We start from the raw sequence: 17,332 nt of genomic DNA on the forward strand, positions 1-17,332 counted from the left end.
AACGGCCTCGGCCAGTTGGGCAACGGCACCACCACCAACAGCTCGCTACCCGTGGCGGTCTCCAACCTGACCGGCGTCACCGCCATCGCCGGCGGCGGCTACGCCGGGTATGCACTCGTCGGCGACTGGACCGGCGGCGGCTGGTAGGCACGCTGACCGGGCCGGGTAGCCAGGTCACCGCCCCGGAAGCACGGATCATCTGACCGTTCGGGCTGCGCGGCACAGCCCCCACATCCGTCGAGGCCGGGAGGACGATTTTTATCGTCCTCCCGGCCTCGACCGCACCCGGAGAACCAGCCTGGAGAACCGACCCGAGCCGAACGGCCGTCCTGCGGCGGTTGCCGTCTGATGGACGGGTGGGCGTTGGTCAGGCCTTCAGCGCAAGGGCGACCGCCTCGGCAAGTGTGGTGGTGGGACGGCCGATGAGCCGGCTCAGGTCGCCACTGTCGGTGAACAGGTCGCCGCGGCCGATGCCGAGGTCGGAGTCGGCCAGGAGACCCGCGAAGGCCTCGGGCAGACCGGCACCGACCAGCGCCTTGACGTATTCCTCGGCCGGCAGGTCGACGTAGCCGACAGGCTTGCCCGACTGCCCGGCGACCTCGGCGGCCAGCTCCGCCATGGTGAACGGCTGATCACCGCCCAGTTCGTACACCGCGCCTGCGTGACCCTCTCCGGTCAGCACGGCGGCGGCGGCTGCGGCGAAGTCTGTGCGGGTGGCCCCGCAGATGCGGCCCTCGCCGGCCGCACCCAGGATCGCGCCATGCTGGAAGGCCGGTGCGAGGTTCTCCGTGTAGTTCTCGATGTACCAGCCGTTGCGCAGGAACACGTACGCCGGCCCGGAGGCTCGGATGATGTCCTCGGTGGCCTTGTGCTCGGCGGCCAGCGCGAGACCGGACGTCTGCGCGGACAGCACGCTGGTATAGGCGATCAGGGAGACCCCTGCCTGGACGGCGGCGTCCACCACGCTGCGGTGCTGGGCCACCCGCTGGCCGACCTCGCTGGAGGAGACCAGCAGCAGTTTGTCGGTGCCGGCGAACGCGGTGGCCAGCGTCGCGGGCCTGGTGTAGTCCGCCTCGCGTACCTGCACGCCGCGTTCGGCCAGGTCCGCGGCCTTCTGCGGGCTGCGTACCGCGGCGACGATCTCGCCGGCAGGCACGCCGCGCCCGAGCAGGTCCTCCACGACGAGCCTGCCGAGGTGACCGGTGGCGCCGGTAACAGTGATCACATGTGCTCCCTGGAATCGTCGGGCTCGGACTGTTGTAGGTACCGCCAGCAGAGTGTACTAACTTTTCGAAAGCGCTAACCAAAAGTAGGTACGGTTATATCCACCAGTACGGTGTACGACGGTACAGTGGTCGCATGGCCAGCAGGATCCCGACGACGGCCACCCCCGTCGACCCCATGGACGAACTGGTCGCCGACGTCTTCGCCCGCGCGTGCCCGTCACGCCGGACCCTGGAGAACGCCACCGGCAAGTGGGGCATCCTCGCCCTGGTCGCGCTGGCCGAGGGCACCTACCGGTTCAACGCACTGCGCCGCCGCGTCGAGGGGGTCAGCGAGAAGATGCTCGCCCAGACCCTGCACGCGCTGGAACGCGACGGCCTGGTCCGCCGCGAGGTCCAGACCAGCATCCCGCCACACGTCCAGTACAGCCTGACCCCGCTCGGCACCCGCGTCGCGACGAAACTCCGCGACCTGATCGACCTCGTCGAGGCCGAGATGCCCTCCGTACTCGCCGCCCAGGAAGACTACGACCGGTCCAAGTAGCCCGAGCCCTCCCTCATTTCACGATCTTGACCCTTCGTGACCCTGGACCAAGGGCGGCACGACCATGCCACCGGTCCTGGCCATGCCACCGGTCATTCGGTGTCGTGTTGGATACGCATCCACCGTCGTGGCCACATGGTGGCGCATCCTGTGATGTGTCGGGGGTCACCAGGCGAAACCCGGCCCGAACCGCGGTCTCACCACCCGTCCCAGGGTGGGGCGGGGCGGGCCACCGTGTCGGGCGACGAAGAGGACCGTGGCAACGAAGAGGACCGTGGCAACGGAGAGGACCGTGGCATGAGCGCACCCACCGCATCCGCGGCGGGTGACACCTGGGGCATCAGCGGCCCCGGTTTTCTCGCCCTCTACGCCCTGGGGTTCGCGGTCGTGCTGCTGGTGGCGATCGTCAGGCGGCGCCGCATCCTCGACCCGACGGACACGCCCGCGGCGGACCCCGGCCCGTTGAGCCCGGAGGACCTCTGCGTGATCGCCGGGAATCCGAGGCTGGCCGTGACGTGCGCTGTCACCAGCCTCTACGACCGGGGTCTGCTACGGCCAGGATGGACGCGGCACGGGCTGACCACCACGGGTGAACCGCTGCCGGCCGGTGCCAGCCGACTCGAGCGGGAGGCGTTCGACGCCATCGTCCGGGCCGGCGAACTGCGACTGGAGTGGCTCGGTGCGCTGGTGTCACGGGGACCGGCCGTAGCCGCCTGCCGCAACCGCCTGCAGGTGGCAGGATTCGTAGCGACACCGACACAGACCCGTGCCTGTCGCCGGACCGTGTTCCCCCTGCTCGTCCTCGGAGCGGTCGGGATCATCCGCGCCGCCGTCGGCGCCAACCGGGGTAAGCCGGTCGGCCTCCTCGGCGTCGAACTGATCGTCACGGCGTTGGCCGTGATATTCCTTGCGCAGCGTCCGACCACCACCCGCCGGGGACAGGCCATCTTGGCCGTGGCCCGCCGGGACAGCGACGGTCTGAGGTCCGGCGGTGTGCCCGGGCAACGTGCCCTTGCCCTCGCCCTGTTCGGCACGGCGGTGCTCTGGGACACCGACCCGGCGTTCGCTGGTCAGCTCGGCCTGACCCGTCCCAGCGGGGACGGTGGCAGCGGAGACGGCAGTAGCGGGTGCGGGGGCGGCGGCTGCGGCGGGGGCGGCTGCGGCGGATGACCGCCCTCCCGTCACTGCGGGCGCCCTCGCCGCACCCGTCGCCGTACGCTGCCGGCCCAGACCCAGACCCAGACCCAGACCCAGACCCAGACCCAGACCCGGGCCGCCGGCTGCGCGGGCTGGGGATCGGCTGGCGGCCGGAACTCGCGGCCTTCATCGCCGGCCGGACGGACCTGTCCTTCGTCGAGGTGATCGCCGAGACCCTGGGCACCCACGGGCCCCTGCCGACCGGCCTCGACAGGTTGGTCGAGGCCGGCGTCCCGGTCGTGCCACACGGCGTCGGCCTAGGGCTCGGCGGGGCCGAACCGCTCCAGCCGACGCGGGTCGCCCACCTGGCCGCCCTCGCCGACCGGCTACGGGCACCGCTGGTGAGCGAACACGTGGCGTTCGTGCGGGCCGGCGGGCTGGAGGCAGGTCACCTGCTGGCGGTGCCACGCACCCGCGACGCTCTCAACGTACTGGTCGCCAACGTACGGGCGGTGTCCGCGCAGCTCCCGGTACCGCTCGCCCTGGAACACCCGGCCGCGCTGCTGCGCTGGGACGACGCGGACTTCGGCGAGGCCGAGTTCCTCGCCGAGCTGGCCGAACGCACCGACGCGCTCCTCCTGCTCGATCTCGCCAACCTGCATGCCGACCGGGTCAACCACGGCGTCGACCCGGACCGTTTCCTTCAGGCGCTGCCGTGGGAGCGCATCGCCTACATCCATGTGGCCGGTGGGGTGATCCGCGACGGGCTCTACCACGACACCCACACCCATCCGGTCACCCGCGAGGTCCTCGACCTGGTCCGGGAGACCACCGACCGGCATCCCGACCCATTGGCGATCATGCTCGAACGCGACGGCCGCTACCCGTCCGTGGACGAACTCTCCGGCGAGCTGGACGCGATCGCCACCATGGCGGGATACGCCTCGTGACCAGCTCCGCGCCGGCCGACCGCGACCGCAGCGACACCGACGGACGAGACACCGACGGACGAGACACCGACGGACGCGCGCGGCTGCGCCAGGCTCAGGGCGATCTCGTGCGGGCGCTCGTCGCCGGTGGACCGGACCCCACCGGATTCGACCCCGCCCGGGTGGCCGCGACCCGTGCGGCGCTGCTCAACAAGCGCGCGGATGCCGTTGCCCGGGCGTGGCCGGCGCTGGCGCGCCTACCCGACTTTCGCTCCCGGTTCACGGCCTTCGCCGCAGGGCGTGCACCCGCCGGGGCGCACGCGGACGGGGTGACCTTCGCCCGCACCATCCATCACGATCTTGACCACGATGCGCGAGCCGAACAACTGGTGGCCGCGTTGACCCGGCGGCGCCTGGCCGTCAGGGTCGACCGGTGGGCCGGCGCCCGCCCGCTCGTCGCGGTGCGGGCGCCGTTCATCGGAACGCGGGTGCTCGGCCTCCGCCGCGAGGACGCCTGAGCGACAGGAAGAAGCCGGTCACGCCGCGGTTCTTCGTCGACGAGAACACCCTGCCCCTCGGGAAGGCGCTCGCCGCGGTGCGCGGCGACGTCGTGCACCCCAACCATCGCCTTACCTGTATCCGAGCCGGGCGACCTCGACGACGTATGGCTCCCTGTCATCGGTGAGGCCGGTCTCCTCCTCCTCACCCGGGACAAACGCATCCGCTACCGGCTGATCGAAAAACGCATGCTTCTCGCCCACTCCATCAAGGGCTTATTCCTCACCCAGGCAGGGCATATGACCATGTGGGAAATCCTGCGGATGGTCATGCGGAACTGGGACCATATCGACACGCTGGCTGACGTCTATCAGACCCCACCCCAGGGCCTCGCCGAAACCCTGGCCTCCGGGCAGAGACGACGGTCGGATCGCCGCCACTGCCCGGAGGCCACCGAATCCGGTCAGGTACGCAGGGTCGCTCCGGTCACCCGGGCGGCCTCGGTGACCGCCGCGTCCCGCGCCGTGTTCGACTCCTCGGCGGTGAGCGTCCGGTCCCCCGCCCTCAGCCGCAGACCGAAGGCGAGCGAACGCCGTCCGTCGCCGACCTGGGGCCCTTCGTAGATGTCGAACAGGGTCAGGGCCTCCAGCAGGTCCCCGGCGCCGTCCCGCAACGCCTCGGTGACCCGGGCCACCGGCACATCGACCCCAACGACCAGCGCAATGTCACGATCGGCGGGCGGATAGGTGGACACCGCGGGCGCCGTGACCGGCGGACGCCTCGACGCGATCTCGACCAGCATCTCGAGGTCGAGCTCCATCGCGCAGGTTCGGGCGGGCAGCCCGTAGGCCGCGATCACCCGGGGATGCAGCTCCCCGGCATGCCCGATGGTGCGGCCGTCGACCGGATCGGCCGCTGCCGGATCGGCCACCGTCAGGCGCGCGCACCGGCCGGGGTGCCATGGCATCACCGCGTCCGCCACCACGGACAGTTCCAGACCGGCAGCGCCCGCCACGGTGTGCGCCGCATCGACCGCGTCCTGCCAGCCCACCGGCTGCCCGGACCCCCACCAACCGGCCGGCTCGCGACGGCCGGTCAGGACGACGCCCAGCAGCCTCGGTTGGTCGGGCAGGGCGGCGTTCAGAGCAGCGATCTCATCGTCATCGGGACGGTGGTCGACCGCGGGGGTCGGCGGCGCGGCAACGGCAACGGCAACGGCAACGGCAACGGACCGGAACACCAGCCCCGTCTCGAACAGGGCCAGGTCGGTCTGGCCCCGGCCGATGTTGCGGACGGCCGCGGCGAACAACCCGGGTAGCAGGGTGGTGCGCAGGTTGGCGGCGTCCTCGGCGATCGGGTTGGCGATCCGGACCACGGCCGCCCGCCGGTCATCGTCGCCGAGTCCGAGCCGGGCCGGCGTGTCGTCCCCGACGAACGGGACGGTGAGGACCTCGACATACCCCTGGTGGGCGAGGGCCGTACCGACCGCCCGGCGCATCCGCTGACCCTGGGTGAGACCACGGCCGGCGGGCAGCCGCGGGAGGGTCACCGGAATCGTGTCGTAGCCCTCGAGGCGCATGACCTCCTCGACGAGGTCCGCGGGCCGGGTGAGGTCACCTCGCCAGGACGGCGGGGTGACCTCGAGCAGGTCGGTGTCCATACCGCCCGCACCGCCCGCACCGGGGGCCTCGGCGACCAGGCAGCCGACTTCGGTCAGCCGCCGTCGGACGACCTCCGGCGGGTAGGGACGCCCGCCGAGGCGGGCCGTCTCCGCGAGCGGGAACGGGATGCTGCCCGCCGGCAGCCGGTGGTCGATGTCGGTCACGCCCACCTCCCCGGTGGCGCCCGCGAGCTCGGCCAGCAGACGGGCCGCGGTATCGGCCGCCACCGGCGCGAGCGCCGGGTCGACGCCCCGCTCGAACCGGCGGGACGCCTCCGAGCCGAGCTGGTGGCGCCGGGCCGTGCGCGCTACCGCGATCGGGTCGAAATGGGCGGCCTCGATGAGGATCTCGGTGGTGTCGGGCGAGATCTCCGTGGACGCGCCCCCCATGACCCCGGCCAGCGCCACCGGCCCGGAGTCGTCCGCGATCACCAGATCCTCCGGATCGAGTTCGCGTTTGACACCGTCGAGGGTGACCAGCCGCTCGCCGTCCCGGGCGCGGCGCACCACGATCGGGCCGGACAGCTTCGCACGGTCGAAGGCGTGCAGCGGCTGACCGAGCCCCAGCATGATCAGGTTGGTCACGTCCACCGGCACCGAGATAGGTCGCATGCCCGACAGCGTGAGACGTCGGGCAAGCCCCAGCGGGGTCTGCGCGCCGGGGGAGACCCTGGTGACGACCCGGGCGACGTACCGGGTGCAGGCGGCGGGGTCCTCCACCACGACCGGATACCCGACCGTGGGTGCGCCGCTGCCGTCGCGGGCCTCGGGCACCACCCCGGCAGGATCGTGGAAGGGCAGCTCGAACGCGGTCGCCGCCTCCCGGGCGATCCCGCGGACGGACAGGCCGTAGCCGCGGTCCGGGGTGACCGCGATGTCCAGGACGTCGTCGGCGAGGTCCAACAGCTCGGCGACGTCCGCACCCACCGGGGTGTCGGGCGGCAGCACCAGGATCCCGTCATGGTCATCGCCGATGCCCAGCTCGCGAACCGAACAGATCATGCCGTCGCTGAGCCGCCCGTAGGTCTTGCGGGACGTGATGGTGAATCCGCCGGGCAGCACCGCGCCGGGCAGCGCGACCGCCACCCGGTCGCCGACCTCGAAGTTGAACGCTCCGCAGATCACCCCACGGGTACCGGCCTCGGCCACCCGGACCCCCACCCAGCGCACGTTCTTCTTCCTGGTCTCGACGACCTCGATGGAGACGACCTCACCGACGACGACACCGGCGATGTCGTGCCCGACCGACTCGACGGCCTCCACCTCGAAACCGGCCCGGATCAGCGCCTCGCCGACCGCCTTCGCCGGCGGGAGCCCGTTGACGGCCTCCCGAAGCCACGACATAAGGATCTTCATGGTCAGCTCCCCGTCCCGAACGGACGACCGAAACGGACGTCACCATCGACGAAGTCACGGATCTCGCGGACGTCGTGGCGGATCATCGCCGCACGCTCCAGGCCCATCCCGAATGCGAACCCGCTGTAACGGGCCGGGTCGACCCCGCAGGCCACGAGCACGTTCGGGTCGACCATCCCGCAGCCGCCCACCTCGATCCAACCCTCGTCGCAGCACACCCGGCACGGCTGGCGGGCCGCCTCACCGCGACACGCAAAGCACGCGACGTCGAGCTCGGCCGACGGCTCGGTGAACGGGAAGTAGGACGGCCGCAGCCGTGTCGACAGGCCCGAACCGAACAGCGCCTGGGCGAACACATCCAGCGTCCCGCGCAGGTCGGCCATGGTGATGCCCTCGTCCACGGCCAGGCCCTCGAGCTGACCGAACACGGGTGAATGCGTGGCGTCGACCGCGTCGTTGCGGTACGTCCGCCCCGGGCACACCACGTACACCGGCAGCGGACGGGCCAGCAGGGTGCGGATCTGCACCGGCGAGGTGTGCGTGCGCAGCAGCAGCCCGCTGCCGACCGGGTCGACGTACAGGGTGTCGTGGGAGCTGCGCGCCGGATGGTCGGGGCCGAGGTTCAACGCCTCGAAGTTGAACCAGTCGTGTTCAACCTCCGGTCCCTCGGCCACCTCGTAGCCCATTGCCACGAACACGTCCACCAGACGGTCGGACAGGGCCGTGATCGGATGCCTGGCCCCGTGCGTACGCCGGCCCCCGGGGAGAGTGACGTCGACCCGTTCCTCGACGAGCACCCGCGCGTCGCGCTCGGCGGTGAGCTCGGCGAGCCGTGCATCGTAGAGCGCACGGACGGACTCGGCCACCTCGTTGTGCCGGCGGCCGGCGGCGGCGCGATCCGCCTGGGGCAGGGAGCCGAGCGCACGGCGGGCCAGCACCAGCGGAGCGGCCCGGCCGTCTACGTGGGCGGTGCGGGCCACGGCGAGCGCGTCCAGGTCGGCCGCCGCGGCGATCGCGACGGCCGCCTGAGCGCGCACCTGGTCAAGGCGGTCCGGATCAAGCTGGTTGTCGCCGGCCCGGGTCTGGTCACGCCCGGTATCAGCGGGTGTCGGCGGTTCGGGCTCACCCGACCGGTTCGGGTGAGCGCTCTGTGTGGACGGAGGCACGCTGATCATCCTCATCGACGGTCTTGGTGATCGGACCGGAGTCGGACCGAGCACCTGCTGGCATCTCGACCGGTTCCCGCCCGCGACAGGACAGGGCGGAGGCCGGAGACAAGGCACGGGGTGGGGGTAAGGCACGGGGTGGGACACGGGGGTAGAGCATGGGGCGGGGCGCCCGCCGGGAGGCTTGCGACTTCGCGGTCAGGCGAAGACCGGCGCCCCGGCGGGCACCACAAATCGGAACTCGGCGCCGCCGCCCGGTACCCGTCCGACCGTGATGGTCCCGCCGTGTGCCTCGATGAGCGCCCTGGCGATGTAGAGCCCCAGACCTGTTCCGTTACCGCGGGTCGCGCCCCGCCAGAACTTCGTGAAGACCCGGGATGCGCTCGCCTCGGGCACACCCTCACCTTCGTCCGCCACGGTTACCTCGGCTCCGCTCGGCGTGCCACGCATGACGATGGTGACGGTACCGGCGCCGTGCCGCAGAGCGTTGTCGACAAGATTGTGCAGCACCTGTTCGATCTTGTCGGAGTCAAGCCACATCTCCGGAAGCTCACCCTCGGTACGCACCACAAAGCGGTCATGGGTGGCTTCGCCCGCCGCCACCTTGCCGTCGACGACCCGACGCAGCGTATGTTCAAGATCCACTATCTGCTTGCGCATCTGGATCCGGCCGGAGTCGATGCGCGAAACGTCGAGTACCTCGGCGAGCAGCCGGGTCACCCGGTCCGCGTCGGTGTTGACGGTGTTGAGCATGAGCTTCTTCTGCTCTTCGGTGAAACGGTCCCACTTCGCCAGCAGCGTGGCGGTGAACCCCTTGACACTCGTCAACGGCGAACGCAGCTCGTGCGCGACCGTGGACACCAGGTCCGCGCGGTTGCGCTCAAGACGCTCCCGGCTGGCCGTGTCCCGCAGCGACAGCGAGACCTGCGTCAGTTTCCCCTCGGCACGGACATAACGAACAGTTACGTTGAGGTCGCGCTCACTGGAGGGGTAGGCCAACGTCAGACGACGTTCGGGTTGGCCGGTCACCCTCGGCAGCTCCCGGCTCGCCCGGGAGCACTCCCACCAGTCGTTACCCCGCTCGTCCAGCAGCGGCAGGATCTCGGTGAGGTGACGGCCCAGTGCGGCGGTCACCGTCACTCCCGTGATCTTCACGGCGGCGATGTTGAAGATCTCCACCCGGCCGGCAGGATCCACAACCACAATCCCGTCCGGGATGTCGTCCCAGGTCACCTGCGGGGCGGCCGGCGCCTCGGAGCCTGGCACCCCGGCGCACGGTGTCCCGTCCGCCTGCGGACCCGGGCCGGGGATCTGGTCCCCTTCAGCCGCTGGACTGCGGGCGTGGTCGGGAGCCGACGTGACCGTGTGTGTCACAGCCGTCCACCTCCTCCGGCGTCTTTCGCGCCGGACCCGAGCCTGGCCTGCGCACGCGCCGACGCGTACAGGCAGATCGCTGTCGCCACCGCAAGATTCAGTGATTCGGCCTGACCGTACACCGGCACCCGAAGTACCGCGTCCGCGGACACCACGGTGGAGTCTGGCAGACCCTTCGCCTCATTGCCGAACAGCCACGCGGTGGGCCCGTCCAACTCCCCCGCATCCGCCGCGGAGTGGAGATCTCGCGGCGCCAGCGGCGTGGTCGCCACGATGCGGCAGCCGCGGTCCCGCAACTGCCGCACCGCGTCGTCCACAGTGATGTCGGTGACCACCGGTAGGTGGAAGATGCTGCCCGCCGAGGCACGGACGACCTTCCCACCGAACGGGTCCACCGACGATCCGGCAAACACCACGGCGTCCGCGCCGGCGGCGTCCGCCGACCTGATGATCGTCCCCGCGTTGCCCGGGTCACGGGTGTCGAGGCAGATCGCCACCAGCCGGGACTCCTCGATGTCGACGATCCCGTGGTTCGGATGCCTGGCAAGCCCAACCACGCCCTGGGGTGTCACCGTCTCCGACAGTGAGGCCACCGCGTCGTCGGACACAACCCGCACCGCAATCCCCGCACCGTCGAGGAGTGCCGCATACCTGCTCATCGCCGACGAGCCCACGAAGATCTCACTGAGCGCCCCGACCGCAAGCCCCGCCCCGACCGCCTGAGGCCCCTCGACCAGGAACTGGCCGCGGACGCGACGGACAGCCGGGCGGCGCAGCCGCCGCGCGGCGAGCACCCGCGACGAGCGCGGCCCAGGCGGGTCCCCGACCACCGACACGGAGGCGAATACGGTGCCGTCTGCGTTACCGCTCAGGCCGCCGAGGACTCCGGCGTCACCGGCACCGCCGCCCGCGCGACCTCGACGAGCGCGGCGAAAGCCGTCGGGTCGGTCACCGCGAGATCGGCGAGAATCTTGCGGTCCACCTCGACGCCCGCCAGGCGCAGCCCCTGGACGAACCGGTTGTAGGTCATCCCGTTCTGCCGTGCGGCGGCATTGATCCTGGTGATCCACAGCTGCCGGAAGTCGCCCTTGCGAGCCCGCCGATCCCGGTAGGAATAGGCCATCGAGTGCAGCATCTGCTCTTTGGCCTTGCGATACAGCCGGGAGCGCTGCCCCCGGTACCCGCTGGACTGCTCCAGGACCGTCCGGCGCTTCTTCTGGGCGTTGACCGCCCGCTTGACCCTTGCCATGAGGGGAGAACTCTCTTTCAGTCGTGACTGTCGGCACCGCTTTGCACCGCTCCCAACCGGTGGGAGCGGCATCGGGGCCGGCGGTGGTCAGCGCGCCAGCAGCTGCTTGATACGGCCTTCGTCTGCCGAGCTGAGCGTCACTTCGTTGTACAGCCGCCGGGTGCGTCGGCTCGACTTGTGCTCCAGTAGGTGGTTACGGTTCGCCCGGCGGCGCATCACCTTGCCGGTACCGGTGATCCGGAACCGCTTGGACGCGCCGGTGTGGGTCTTCATCTTGGGCATCTGGAAGTCCTGTGGTGAGTGGTGGTCGGGGCGGCCTTGCGGTCAGATTCGGCCGGCTGGCTCCGGCGCGCGCTGGGGGCGAGATCCCTTGTGCGGGGCCATCACCATGGTCATGTTCCGGCCATCCTGCTTCGGCTGGGCCTCGACATAGCCGAGGTCCGCGACATCCGACGACAACCGCTGCAGCAGTCGGATACCGAGCTCGGGTCGGGACTGCTCCCGCCCGCGGAACATGATCGTAATCTTGACCTTGTCGCCAGCCTTGAGGAACCGCACCACGTGACCCTTCTTGGTCTCGTAGTCATGCGGATCGATCTTCGGTCGGAGCTTCATTTCCTTGATGACCGTCTGGACCTGGTTCTTCCGAGCCTCACGACGCTTCTGGTCGGTCTCGTACTTGAACTTTCCATAGTCCATGAGCTTGCATACCGGCGGACGCGCTGTCGGAGCGACCTCGACCAGATCGAGATCGGCTTCCTGCGCAAGCCGCATCGCCTCGGCGATGGCGACGATGCCGATCTGCTCGCCTTCGGACCCAACCAGGCGCACCTCGGGCACCCTGATCCGGTCATTGATACGGGACTCTGCGCTGATGTGGTTCCCTCCGTGGCTCGACGCGCGGGCATGACCTGCCGCTGCGGAGCCCTGCGCCCGGTCAACCCGGACGCCCGGCCGACATGCCGTACGGAACGGCTCGGCCGACCGGCGACCCGGCCGCCACGGTAGCGACGGCATCGGGTGGGAGGCAAGCCTCCGCTTGGCCTTGTCCCGGAACAGAGCCATTGCGAACAGAGTCATTGCAAGACGAAGCCCCGGTAACAAGCGGTCGCCCGACAGCCTAGCAGAGCCGGCCGGATACGACGATCACCTGACCTTGGGACAAGGGTCCCCTGATGCCGGGCCCATCACCCCAGGGCAGCATCAACCTGGCAATCGACCCGGCAGCCGCCACCGGGTCGGGCTCAGGGGCCGAGCCAGCCGGTCGGTCCGGGCAGCAGGCGCAGGACCCAGAAGACAATGATCGTCAACGGAATCAGGCCGGCGATCCGGGACCAGCCCTCGGGCAGACCCCGGGGTAGGCATCCGAACGTCCGAGCAAGAGCAACAAGCCACCAGGCCAGCATCACAGGTACGGCCGACACGAACAGAAGGTTGTGGTCCGCAGCCGCGACAACATGACCATGAAACAGATCGTGCGCGGCACGCAGGGTTCCACAACCGGGGCACGGCAAACCGGTAATGACATTGAACGGGCACCGCGGGTAGCGGCCGGGCGTTGCCGGATCCACCAGAAACACCCTGGTGGCCGCGGCAGCCACGGATAGTCCACCGACGACGAGGACGGCCCGCGTGCGTCCGGCGGTCGGCGGCCCATCGACACCACCCCTGGTGTCAGCCATGTCGCATCATGTCAATACGTGGTCGACGGCTGACTGAGCGCCGCAAAAAATATTATGACGGCAAAGGACAGACCTACGACAGCCGAAATTATTGTCCAGAGCTTCGCCTTACGCGATGCTTCGAGTGCGCTGTCCCACCGGCCGGCCGCGGAGTAGGTACTCACCCGGGACGCATAGACGATCGCAGCTATTCCGGTCGGCAGAAAACACAGAAGCGTGACCGCGATCGCCCACGGCATATAGCTGCGGATCATGGTGGGCCCGAACCCCGGCCCCCACTGGCCCGGGGCCTGCGGTTGACCGAACGGGACCTGCCGCCCACCGAACACGGGCTGCGGTGGACTGAACGGGGCCTGCGGCCGACCGTGTGCTGAAGGCGCTGGTCCGGCGACCGGAGGTTGGCCGAAGGCACCTCCCGGAGCGGCCTCGCGCGCCATTCCCACAAATGCGGTACAACAATCTCCGCGCTGCCACCAGCGGACCGCACGAGAATTCTTCCCTCATACTCGCCCGGATGGGATGTGTCCACCAGGACATCCAGCGCATCATCTCGTTGGCGGAGCACGAGCCACCCATCCTGAGTCGTGCAGCTCGGGTTGAGTTCGCCCGCACCGGCATTTCGCAACTGCACGGTACGACGCGGCCACGGCTGCTGAGTCACCAGATAGCCGAAGTCGATCCTGCCGGTTGTCACCTCGAGGCGGGGCTCGGGTGCCGGCGCTTCCCTCACGAACGGCGCGACAATTCGACCTATACCGATCTCCCAGTTTTCATTGTCAAATCTCACCGCCTGTAGGTCCACCAAGTGCCCGAGCGAGTGCGGCAACTCCGCCGCGGTCGAGATGTGGGCACCGTCCACCAGCGCGGGGATCACCCGGATTCCTCGCCGCAGGGCCGCCTCGATCTCCAGCCGGACGAAATCGGCCGGTGCGTCTATGCGGCGCCGTCCGTTCTCGTCCCGGGCATCCAGCCAGCTCGGACCGATCAGTGCGATCAGGGCATCCGACCCGGCGACCGAACGGTCGATGTAACTGGCAAAGTTCTCCCCGGCGGGGATTGCATCGACATCCATGAAGATGCGAGCGCCCGCTCCCAGGCGATGCCGCAGATCCGCGACCAGCCTGCCCGCCCAACCAGCCGTGTCGGTGCGGCGGTAACTGATAAAAACCTGCGGACCCACCATGCCCCCCGAGAGCAACCCGAAAAGTCGACACTTCGCTCCGACAGAAAATTCTATGCCACAACGGTCGTTCTTGCGGTTATGCAAACATAACATGGCAACACCACATGATCACCTGCTTCGGTCGAGAGGTATTTTTGCAGGTCAGAACAGGAGCATGCAAGCCGGTTGCGGATATTTCGGATCGCCGGTGGGCCTCGCCGGCAACACCGCGGGCCAAATATGGCCGGCGAACTCCTACCTACCGGCTGCCCGCCAGCTGTTCCAGCAGGTCACCATCGATGGTGGCCATGGCCGGACCGGCGATGTCGAGCACGACGGCACGGTGGCCGGCGCGTACGGCCTCGGCGCACAGGGCATGACCGGGCACGGCGACAGGCCGGGCCGCCCGCCGCCAGCGGGCCAGCGTGTCAATGCTGCTGAACGCGGGGATCGCCGTCGCCCCGGACGGCACCCGCAACGTCACCAGAACCATTTCGGACGCCTTGTCCGCGCCGGTCGTGGCATCCGCATCGAGCAGCCGTGCCTCGATCGCGACAAAGACCCGGGAACGCGCGAGAGCGACAGCGACCGCCCGTTCATCCCCGCCGGCGAGGGCGATGCGCAGCGCGTCGTCCGCACCACCACTGTCGTCCTGCCCCGCGGGCGTCAGCAGTTCCCGCTTCACCGATCGACCTTATGCGTCCTGCCGGCCGCTCGGCCAAACCGGCCGCTCAGTCGGACGCGGCCTCCACGGCCAGGGCGAGCTCGCCGAATGCGGCGCGGGTGCGGCGACGCAACGCCGACCAGGCGAACGGCGGCCCCCCGGCCAGCACCGGGTCGAACGGGACCACGACAACCGCGCGCGCATGCTCGGCCAACCGCGCCAGGCGGCGGCGGGCCCGGCCGGACCACCGCACCCCGACATCCTCCACGACGGCGATCACCACCGACGCGGCGAGGTCGCCGCGTTCGGTCCCGGCCAGCGCCACGAGGGCGTCGTGAGCGGCGGCCAGCTCGACCCCACCAGCTCCCGTGGCCACCACGAGGGTGTCCGTCCCGGCCAACGCCGCCCGCTGGTCGGGATGGACCTCGACCGTGATCCCCCGGTCACGGCGGGATGCGGCGAACGCCATCTCCAGACCGGCTGCCACCGTCGTACGTCCACAGCCGTCGTCGAACCCGATGACGTGCACCAGCCGGCAGTCGGTTCCGGACGCGCCCGGCTCGTCGGCGCGGATCGCCCGACTGGCGCCGACGTCTGGGTACGTGGACATCGGCGCCGTGACAACCGGCTCCAACTCCCATTCCGATCCCGACCCCGATCCCGATCCCGATCCCGATCCCGATCCCGGCTCCGGCCAGGCCACATCGGGCCAGGTGAGGTCCGGGGATAACGTCTCGGGCGAGCCGGCCGGAACCGAGCCGTGGGAAACCGGGCCGGCGCCAGGCAGGAACGCTCCGACGTCCGGGGTCCAGCCGGGCGCCGCCGGGGCGGTCGCCACGGCCGGTCCCGCGGGCGCGAGGTGGTGCGGCTCAGCCGCCGTCGCCGGCGGATCCGGCTTGTACCCGCCCGGGCCCTGCTGCGGCCCGGACATACGAGACCGCGACCGGGCGTCCCCACCGGCAGGATGCGCCGGAGCCGGCAACCGTGGCATCGGGGGCTGCGGGCCCGGTCCGTCCACTCGCCCGGTGCCCACCCGCGGTCGGCCTGGCCGGCGGCTCACGGTCGCGTTGTGATCGCCTTCCCGGTCGGGCATCCGCAGGCCGAGCAGCGACACCGGCCTCGCGTCCCCGACATCCGTCGCGGTCACCATGCCGGGCAGGATGGCGGGCAGGACGTCGGGAGCCTCGCTCACGCCGGCGGTCTCGCCGGTTTCCCACTGCCCACCCGACCGGTTCGAGAAATCCGGCGCATATCCGTCCTCGTCACGCCCTCGCGCCGCCATCACCGCTCACCACCGCCTCCCGTCCCCACGGTGGGCCCCACGCGCACGACCGGGTCCCACCGTCCCGGACACGGTATGTGGCGGCCATTACGGACAAGAGTCCTTGTCCCCGGGACGAGTTACAAGACCGGGTCGGGCCGGCTGGTCGGCCGGGGTCGCAGGTGGGCGGGATCGGACGGTTCGGGCCGGGTCGTCCAGGCTGCCCGGCAGATCCCTCAGCAGATCTCTCACCATCCCATCGGACCCCACGCCCCCCATGGAGGAAACACCCAGCCCAGGCGCTCTAACCCGGGCGTAGTTCCCCCAGGACGTTCGCGGTCTCCAGCGCCGCGAAGGTGGCCTCACGACCCTTGTCCTCCGTCGAGGAGGGCAGCCCCGCACGATCACGCGCCTGCTCGACCGTGTCGCAGGTCAGGATGCCGAACCCGATCGGGACGCCGGTGTCCAGCGCGACCCGGGTGAGCCCCTCGGTCACCGACTGGCAGACGTAGTCGAAATGCGGGGTGCCCCCGCGGATCACCACTCCCAGTGCGACCACGGCGTCGTGGCCCGCGGCGAGGGCCGCGACCACGATCGGCAGTTCGACCGCACCCGGTACCCGCACCAGGGTCGGCGACGCGACGAGCGCATCCTTGGCGGCCCGCAGCGCCCCGTCCACAAGAGCATCGGTGATCTCCGCGTGCCAGCGGGTAGCGACGACCGCCAGGCGCAGGCCGACGCCGTCCGGGACCCACACCACGGGCGAGCCCGAGCCGCTCATGTCGGATCCGATGAGCACACGTCCGCCATCACCAGATCCCCGTCTGCGCGCCCGTCCGGGGCGACGCGGTGGAGCGGAACGTCACCTCGGGCGCCTGACGTTCTCGGTTGCCCGATCGGCAGCCCAGGAAGGTCGTGCCCCATCCGGTCCCTCTTGGTGGTGAGGTAGCGCAGGTTCTCCGGGGTGAAGTTCACCGGCAGCGGGACCCGTTCGGCTATCTCCAACCCGTAGCCCTCCAGGCCCGCCCGCTTGGTCGGGTTGTTCGACAGCAGGCGCATCGTACGCACACCGAGATCAACCAGGATCTGCGCGCCGATGCCGTAGTCACGAGCATCCGCGGGCAGGCCGAGAGCGAGGTTGGCGTCCACGGTGTCATGCCCGGCATCCTGTAGCTGGTACGCGCGCAACTTGTGGATCAGACCGATGCCGCGGCCCTCGTGCCCCCGCATGTACAGCACCACTCCCCGGCCCTCCAGGGAGATCATGTGCAGCGCGGCGTCGAGCTGCGTGCCGCAGTCGCAACGACGCGATCCGAAGACGTCACCGGTGAGGCACTCGCTGTGCACCCGCACCAGCACGTCACGGCCGTCGCCGATGTCCCCCCTGACCAGGGCGACATGCTCCACGTCCTCGATGACGCCGCGGT

The 17,332-nt window shown here is 70.2% G+C and carries 19 protein-coding genes and 1 pseudogene; 5 read left to right on the plus strand and 15 right to left on the minus strand.

Annotation, left to right across the window (positions count from 1 at the left end):
• Nucleotides 1–147: pseudogene (locus NBW77_RS22505) on the plus strand (RCC1 domain-containing protein); the annotation flags it as partial.
• A 220-nt stretch (nt 148–367) separates the two neighbouring features.
• Here NBW77_RS22505 and NBW77_RS16650 read toward each other — a convergent pair.
• Nucleotides 368–1,225, minus strand: coding sequence for an SDR family oxidoreductase (locus NBW77_RS16650; RefSeq protein ID WP_250279988.1), 858 nt, complete (start codon nt 1,223–1,225; stop codon nt 368–370).
• A 134-nt stretch (nt 1,226–1,359) separates the two neighbouring features.
• Here NBW77_RS16650 and NBW77_RS16655 point away from each other — a divergent pair, with 134 nt between their 5' ends.
• The 4 genes from NBW77_RS16655 (at nt 1,360) to NBW77_RS16670 (ending at nt 4,351) form a co-directional block, all read left to right on the plus strand.
• On the plus strand, nt 1,360–1,767 hold the full coding sequence (locus tag NBW77_RS16655; RefSeq protein ID WP_131747556.1) for a winged helix-turn-helix transcriptional regulator: 408 nt from the start codon (nt 1,360–1,362) through the stop codon (nt 1,765–1,767).
• A gap of 297 nt (nt 1,768–2,064) precedes the next feature.
• On the plus strand, nt 2,065–2,937 hold the full coding sequence (locus tag NBW77_RS16660) for a TIGR04222 domain-containing membrane protein (protein WP_165486210.1): 873 nt from the start codon (nt 2,065–2,067) through the stop codon (nt 2,935–2,937).
• Nucleotides 2,934–3,854: an MbnB/TglH/ChrH family RiPP precursor modification enzyme gene (locus NBW77_RS16665; RefSeq protein WP_131747558.1), complete on the plus strand. Its 921-nt coding sequence runs from the start codon at nt 2,934–2,936 to the stop codon at nt 3,852–3,854. Before NBW77_RS16660 ends, NBW77_RS16665 begins: the two co-directional genes overlap by 4 nt.
• A complete protein-coding gene (locus tag NBW77_RS16670) occupies nt 3,851–4,351 on the plus strand; it encodes an SCO6045 C-terminal-like domain-containing protein (protein ID WP_242605957.1) in 501 nt (166 codons plus the stop codon). Before NBW77_RS16665 ends, NBW77_RS16670 begins: the two co-directional genes overlap by 4 nt.
• 443 nt (nt 4,352–4,794) lie before the next feature.
• Here NBW77_RS16670 and pheT read toward each other — a convergent pair whose 3' ends face one another.
• From pheT to ribA, 14 genes are all read right to left on the minus strand, one after another.
• The gene (gene pheT / locus NBW77_RS16675; protein ID WP_131747559.1) at nt 4,795–7,347 is read right to left on the minus strand and encodes a phenylalanine--tRNA ligase subunit beta; all 2,553 of its coding nucleotides are present in this window, start codon (nt 7,345–7,347) and stop codon (nt 4,795–4,797) included.
• Between the two features lie 2 nt (nt 7,348–7,349).
• Nucleotides 7,350–8,522 (minus strand): phenylalanine--tRNA ligase subunit alpha, encoded by a 1,173-nt coding sequence (gene pheS, locus NBW77_RS16680; protein ID WP_131747560.1) that lies wholly within the window; start codon nt 8,520–8,522, stop codon nt 7,350–7,352.
• Nucleotides 8,523–8,711: 189 nt separating this feature from the next.
• Nucleotides 8,712–9,887 carry an ATP-binding protein gene (locus tag NBW77_RS16685; protein ID WP_131747566.1) on the minus strand — a complete coding sequence of 392 codons (1,176 nt, stop codon included), beginning with the start codon at nt 9,885–9,887 and terminating at the stop codon, nt 8,712–8,714.
• Complete coding sequence (locus NBW77_RS16690; protein WP_131747607.1) at nt 9,884–10,717, minus strand: TrmH family RNA methyltransferase; 834 nt, start codon at nt 10,715–10,717, stop codon at nt 9,884–9,886. The genes NBW77_RS16685 and NBW77_RS16690 overlap by 4 nt, the downstream gene beginning before the upstream one ends.
• A gap of 38 nt (nt 10,718–10,755) precedes the next feature.
• A complete protein-coding gene (gene rplT, locus NBW77_RS16695) occupies nt 10,756–11,136 on the minus strand; it encodes a 50S ribosomal protein L20 (RefSeq protein WP_131747567.1) in 381 nt (126 codons plus the stop codon).
• Between the two features lie 87 nt (nt 11,137–11,223).
• Nucleotides 11,224–11,418 carry a 50S ribosomal protein L35 gene (gene rpmI / locus NBW77_RS16700; protein WP_250279989.1) on the minus strand — a complete coding sequence of 65 codons (195 nt, stop codon included), beginning with the start codon at nt 11,416–11,418 and terminating at the stop codon, nt 11,224–11,226.
• Nucleotides 11,419–11,460: 42 nt separating this feature from the next.
• Entirely contained in the window at nt 11,461–12,216 is a 756-nt protein-coding gene (infC, locus tag NBW77_RS16705) for a translation initiation factor IF-3 (protein ID WP_250279990.1), read from the minus strand.
• Nucleotides 12,217–12,380: 164 nt separating this feature from the next.
• Nucleotides 12,381–12,818: a DUF2752 domain-containing protein gene (locus NBW77_RS16710; RefSeq protein ID WP_131747568.1), complete on the minus strand. Its 438-nt coding sequence runs from the start codon at nt 12,816–12,818 to the stop codon at nt 12,381–12,383.
• 11 nt (nt 12,819–12,829) lie between these two features.
• Entirely contained in the window at nt 12,830–13,072 is a 243-nt protein-coding gene (locus NBW77_RS16715) for a CD225/dispanin family protein (protein WP_165486211.1), read from the minus strand.
• Complete coding sequence (locus tag NBW77_RS16720) at nt 13,069–14,001, minus strand: toll/interleukin-1 receptor domain-containing protein (RefSeq protein ID WP_165486212.1); 933 nt, start codon at nt 13,999–14,001, stop codon at nt 13,069–13,071. The genes NBW77_RS16715 and NBW77_RS16720 overlap by 4 nt, the downstream gene beginning before the upstream one ends.
• A gap of 238 nt (nt 14,002–14,239) precedes the next feature.
• On the minus strand, nt 14,240–14,665 hold the full coding sequence (locus tag NBW77_RS16725; RefSeq protein WP_131747571.1) for an SseB family protein: 426 nt from the start codon (nt 14,663–14,665) through the stop codon (nt 14,240–14,242).
• Nucleotides 14,666–14,711: 46 nt separating this feature from the next.
• On the minus strand, nt 14,712–15,926 hold the full coding sequence (locus NBW77_RS16730; RefSeq protein ID WP_165486213.1) for a hypothetical protein: 1,215 nt from the start codon (nt 15,924–15,926) through the stop codon (nt 14,712–14,714).
• Nucleotides 15,927–16,209: 283 nt separating this feature from the next.
• Entirely contained in the window at nt 16,210–16,686 is a 477-nt protein-coding gene (gene ribH, locus NBW77_RS16735) for a 6,7-dimethyl-8-ribityllumazine synthase (protein ID WP_131747573.1), read from the minus strand.
• Nucleotides 16,683–17,332, minus strand: a 650-nt coding sequence (gene ribA, locus NBW77_RS16740) for a GTP cyclohydrolase II (protein ID WP_250279991.1), incomplete at its 5' end; no start/stop codon positions are given. The genes ribA and ribH, both read right to left, overlap by 4 nt.

Origin of the sequence: Frankia sp. Cppng1_Ct_nod (assembly GCF_920656135.1) — a bacterium.
Lineage (GTDB): Bacteria > Actinomycetota > Actinomycetes > Frankiales > Frankiaceae > Protofrankia > Protofrankia meridionalis.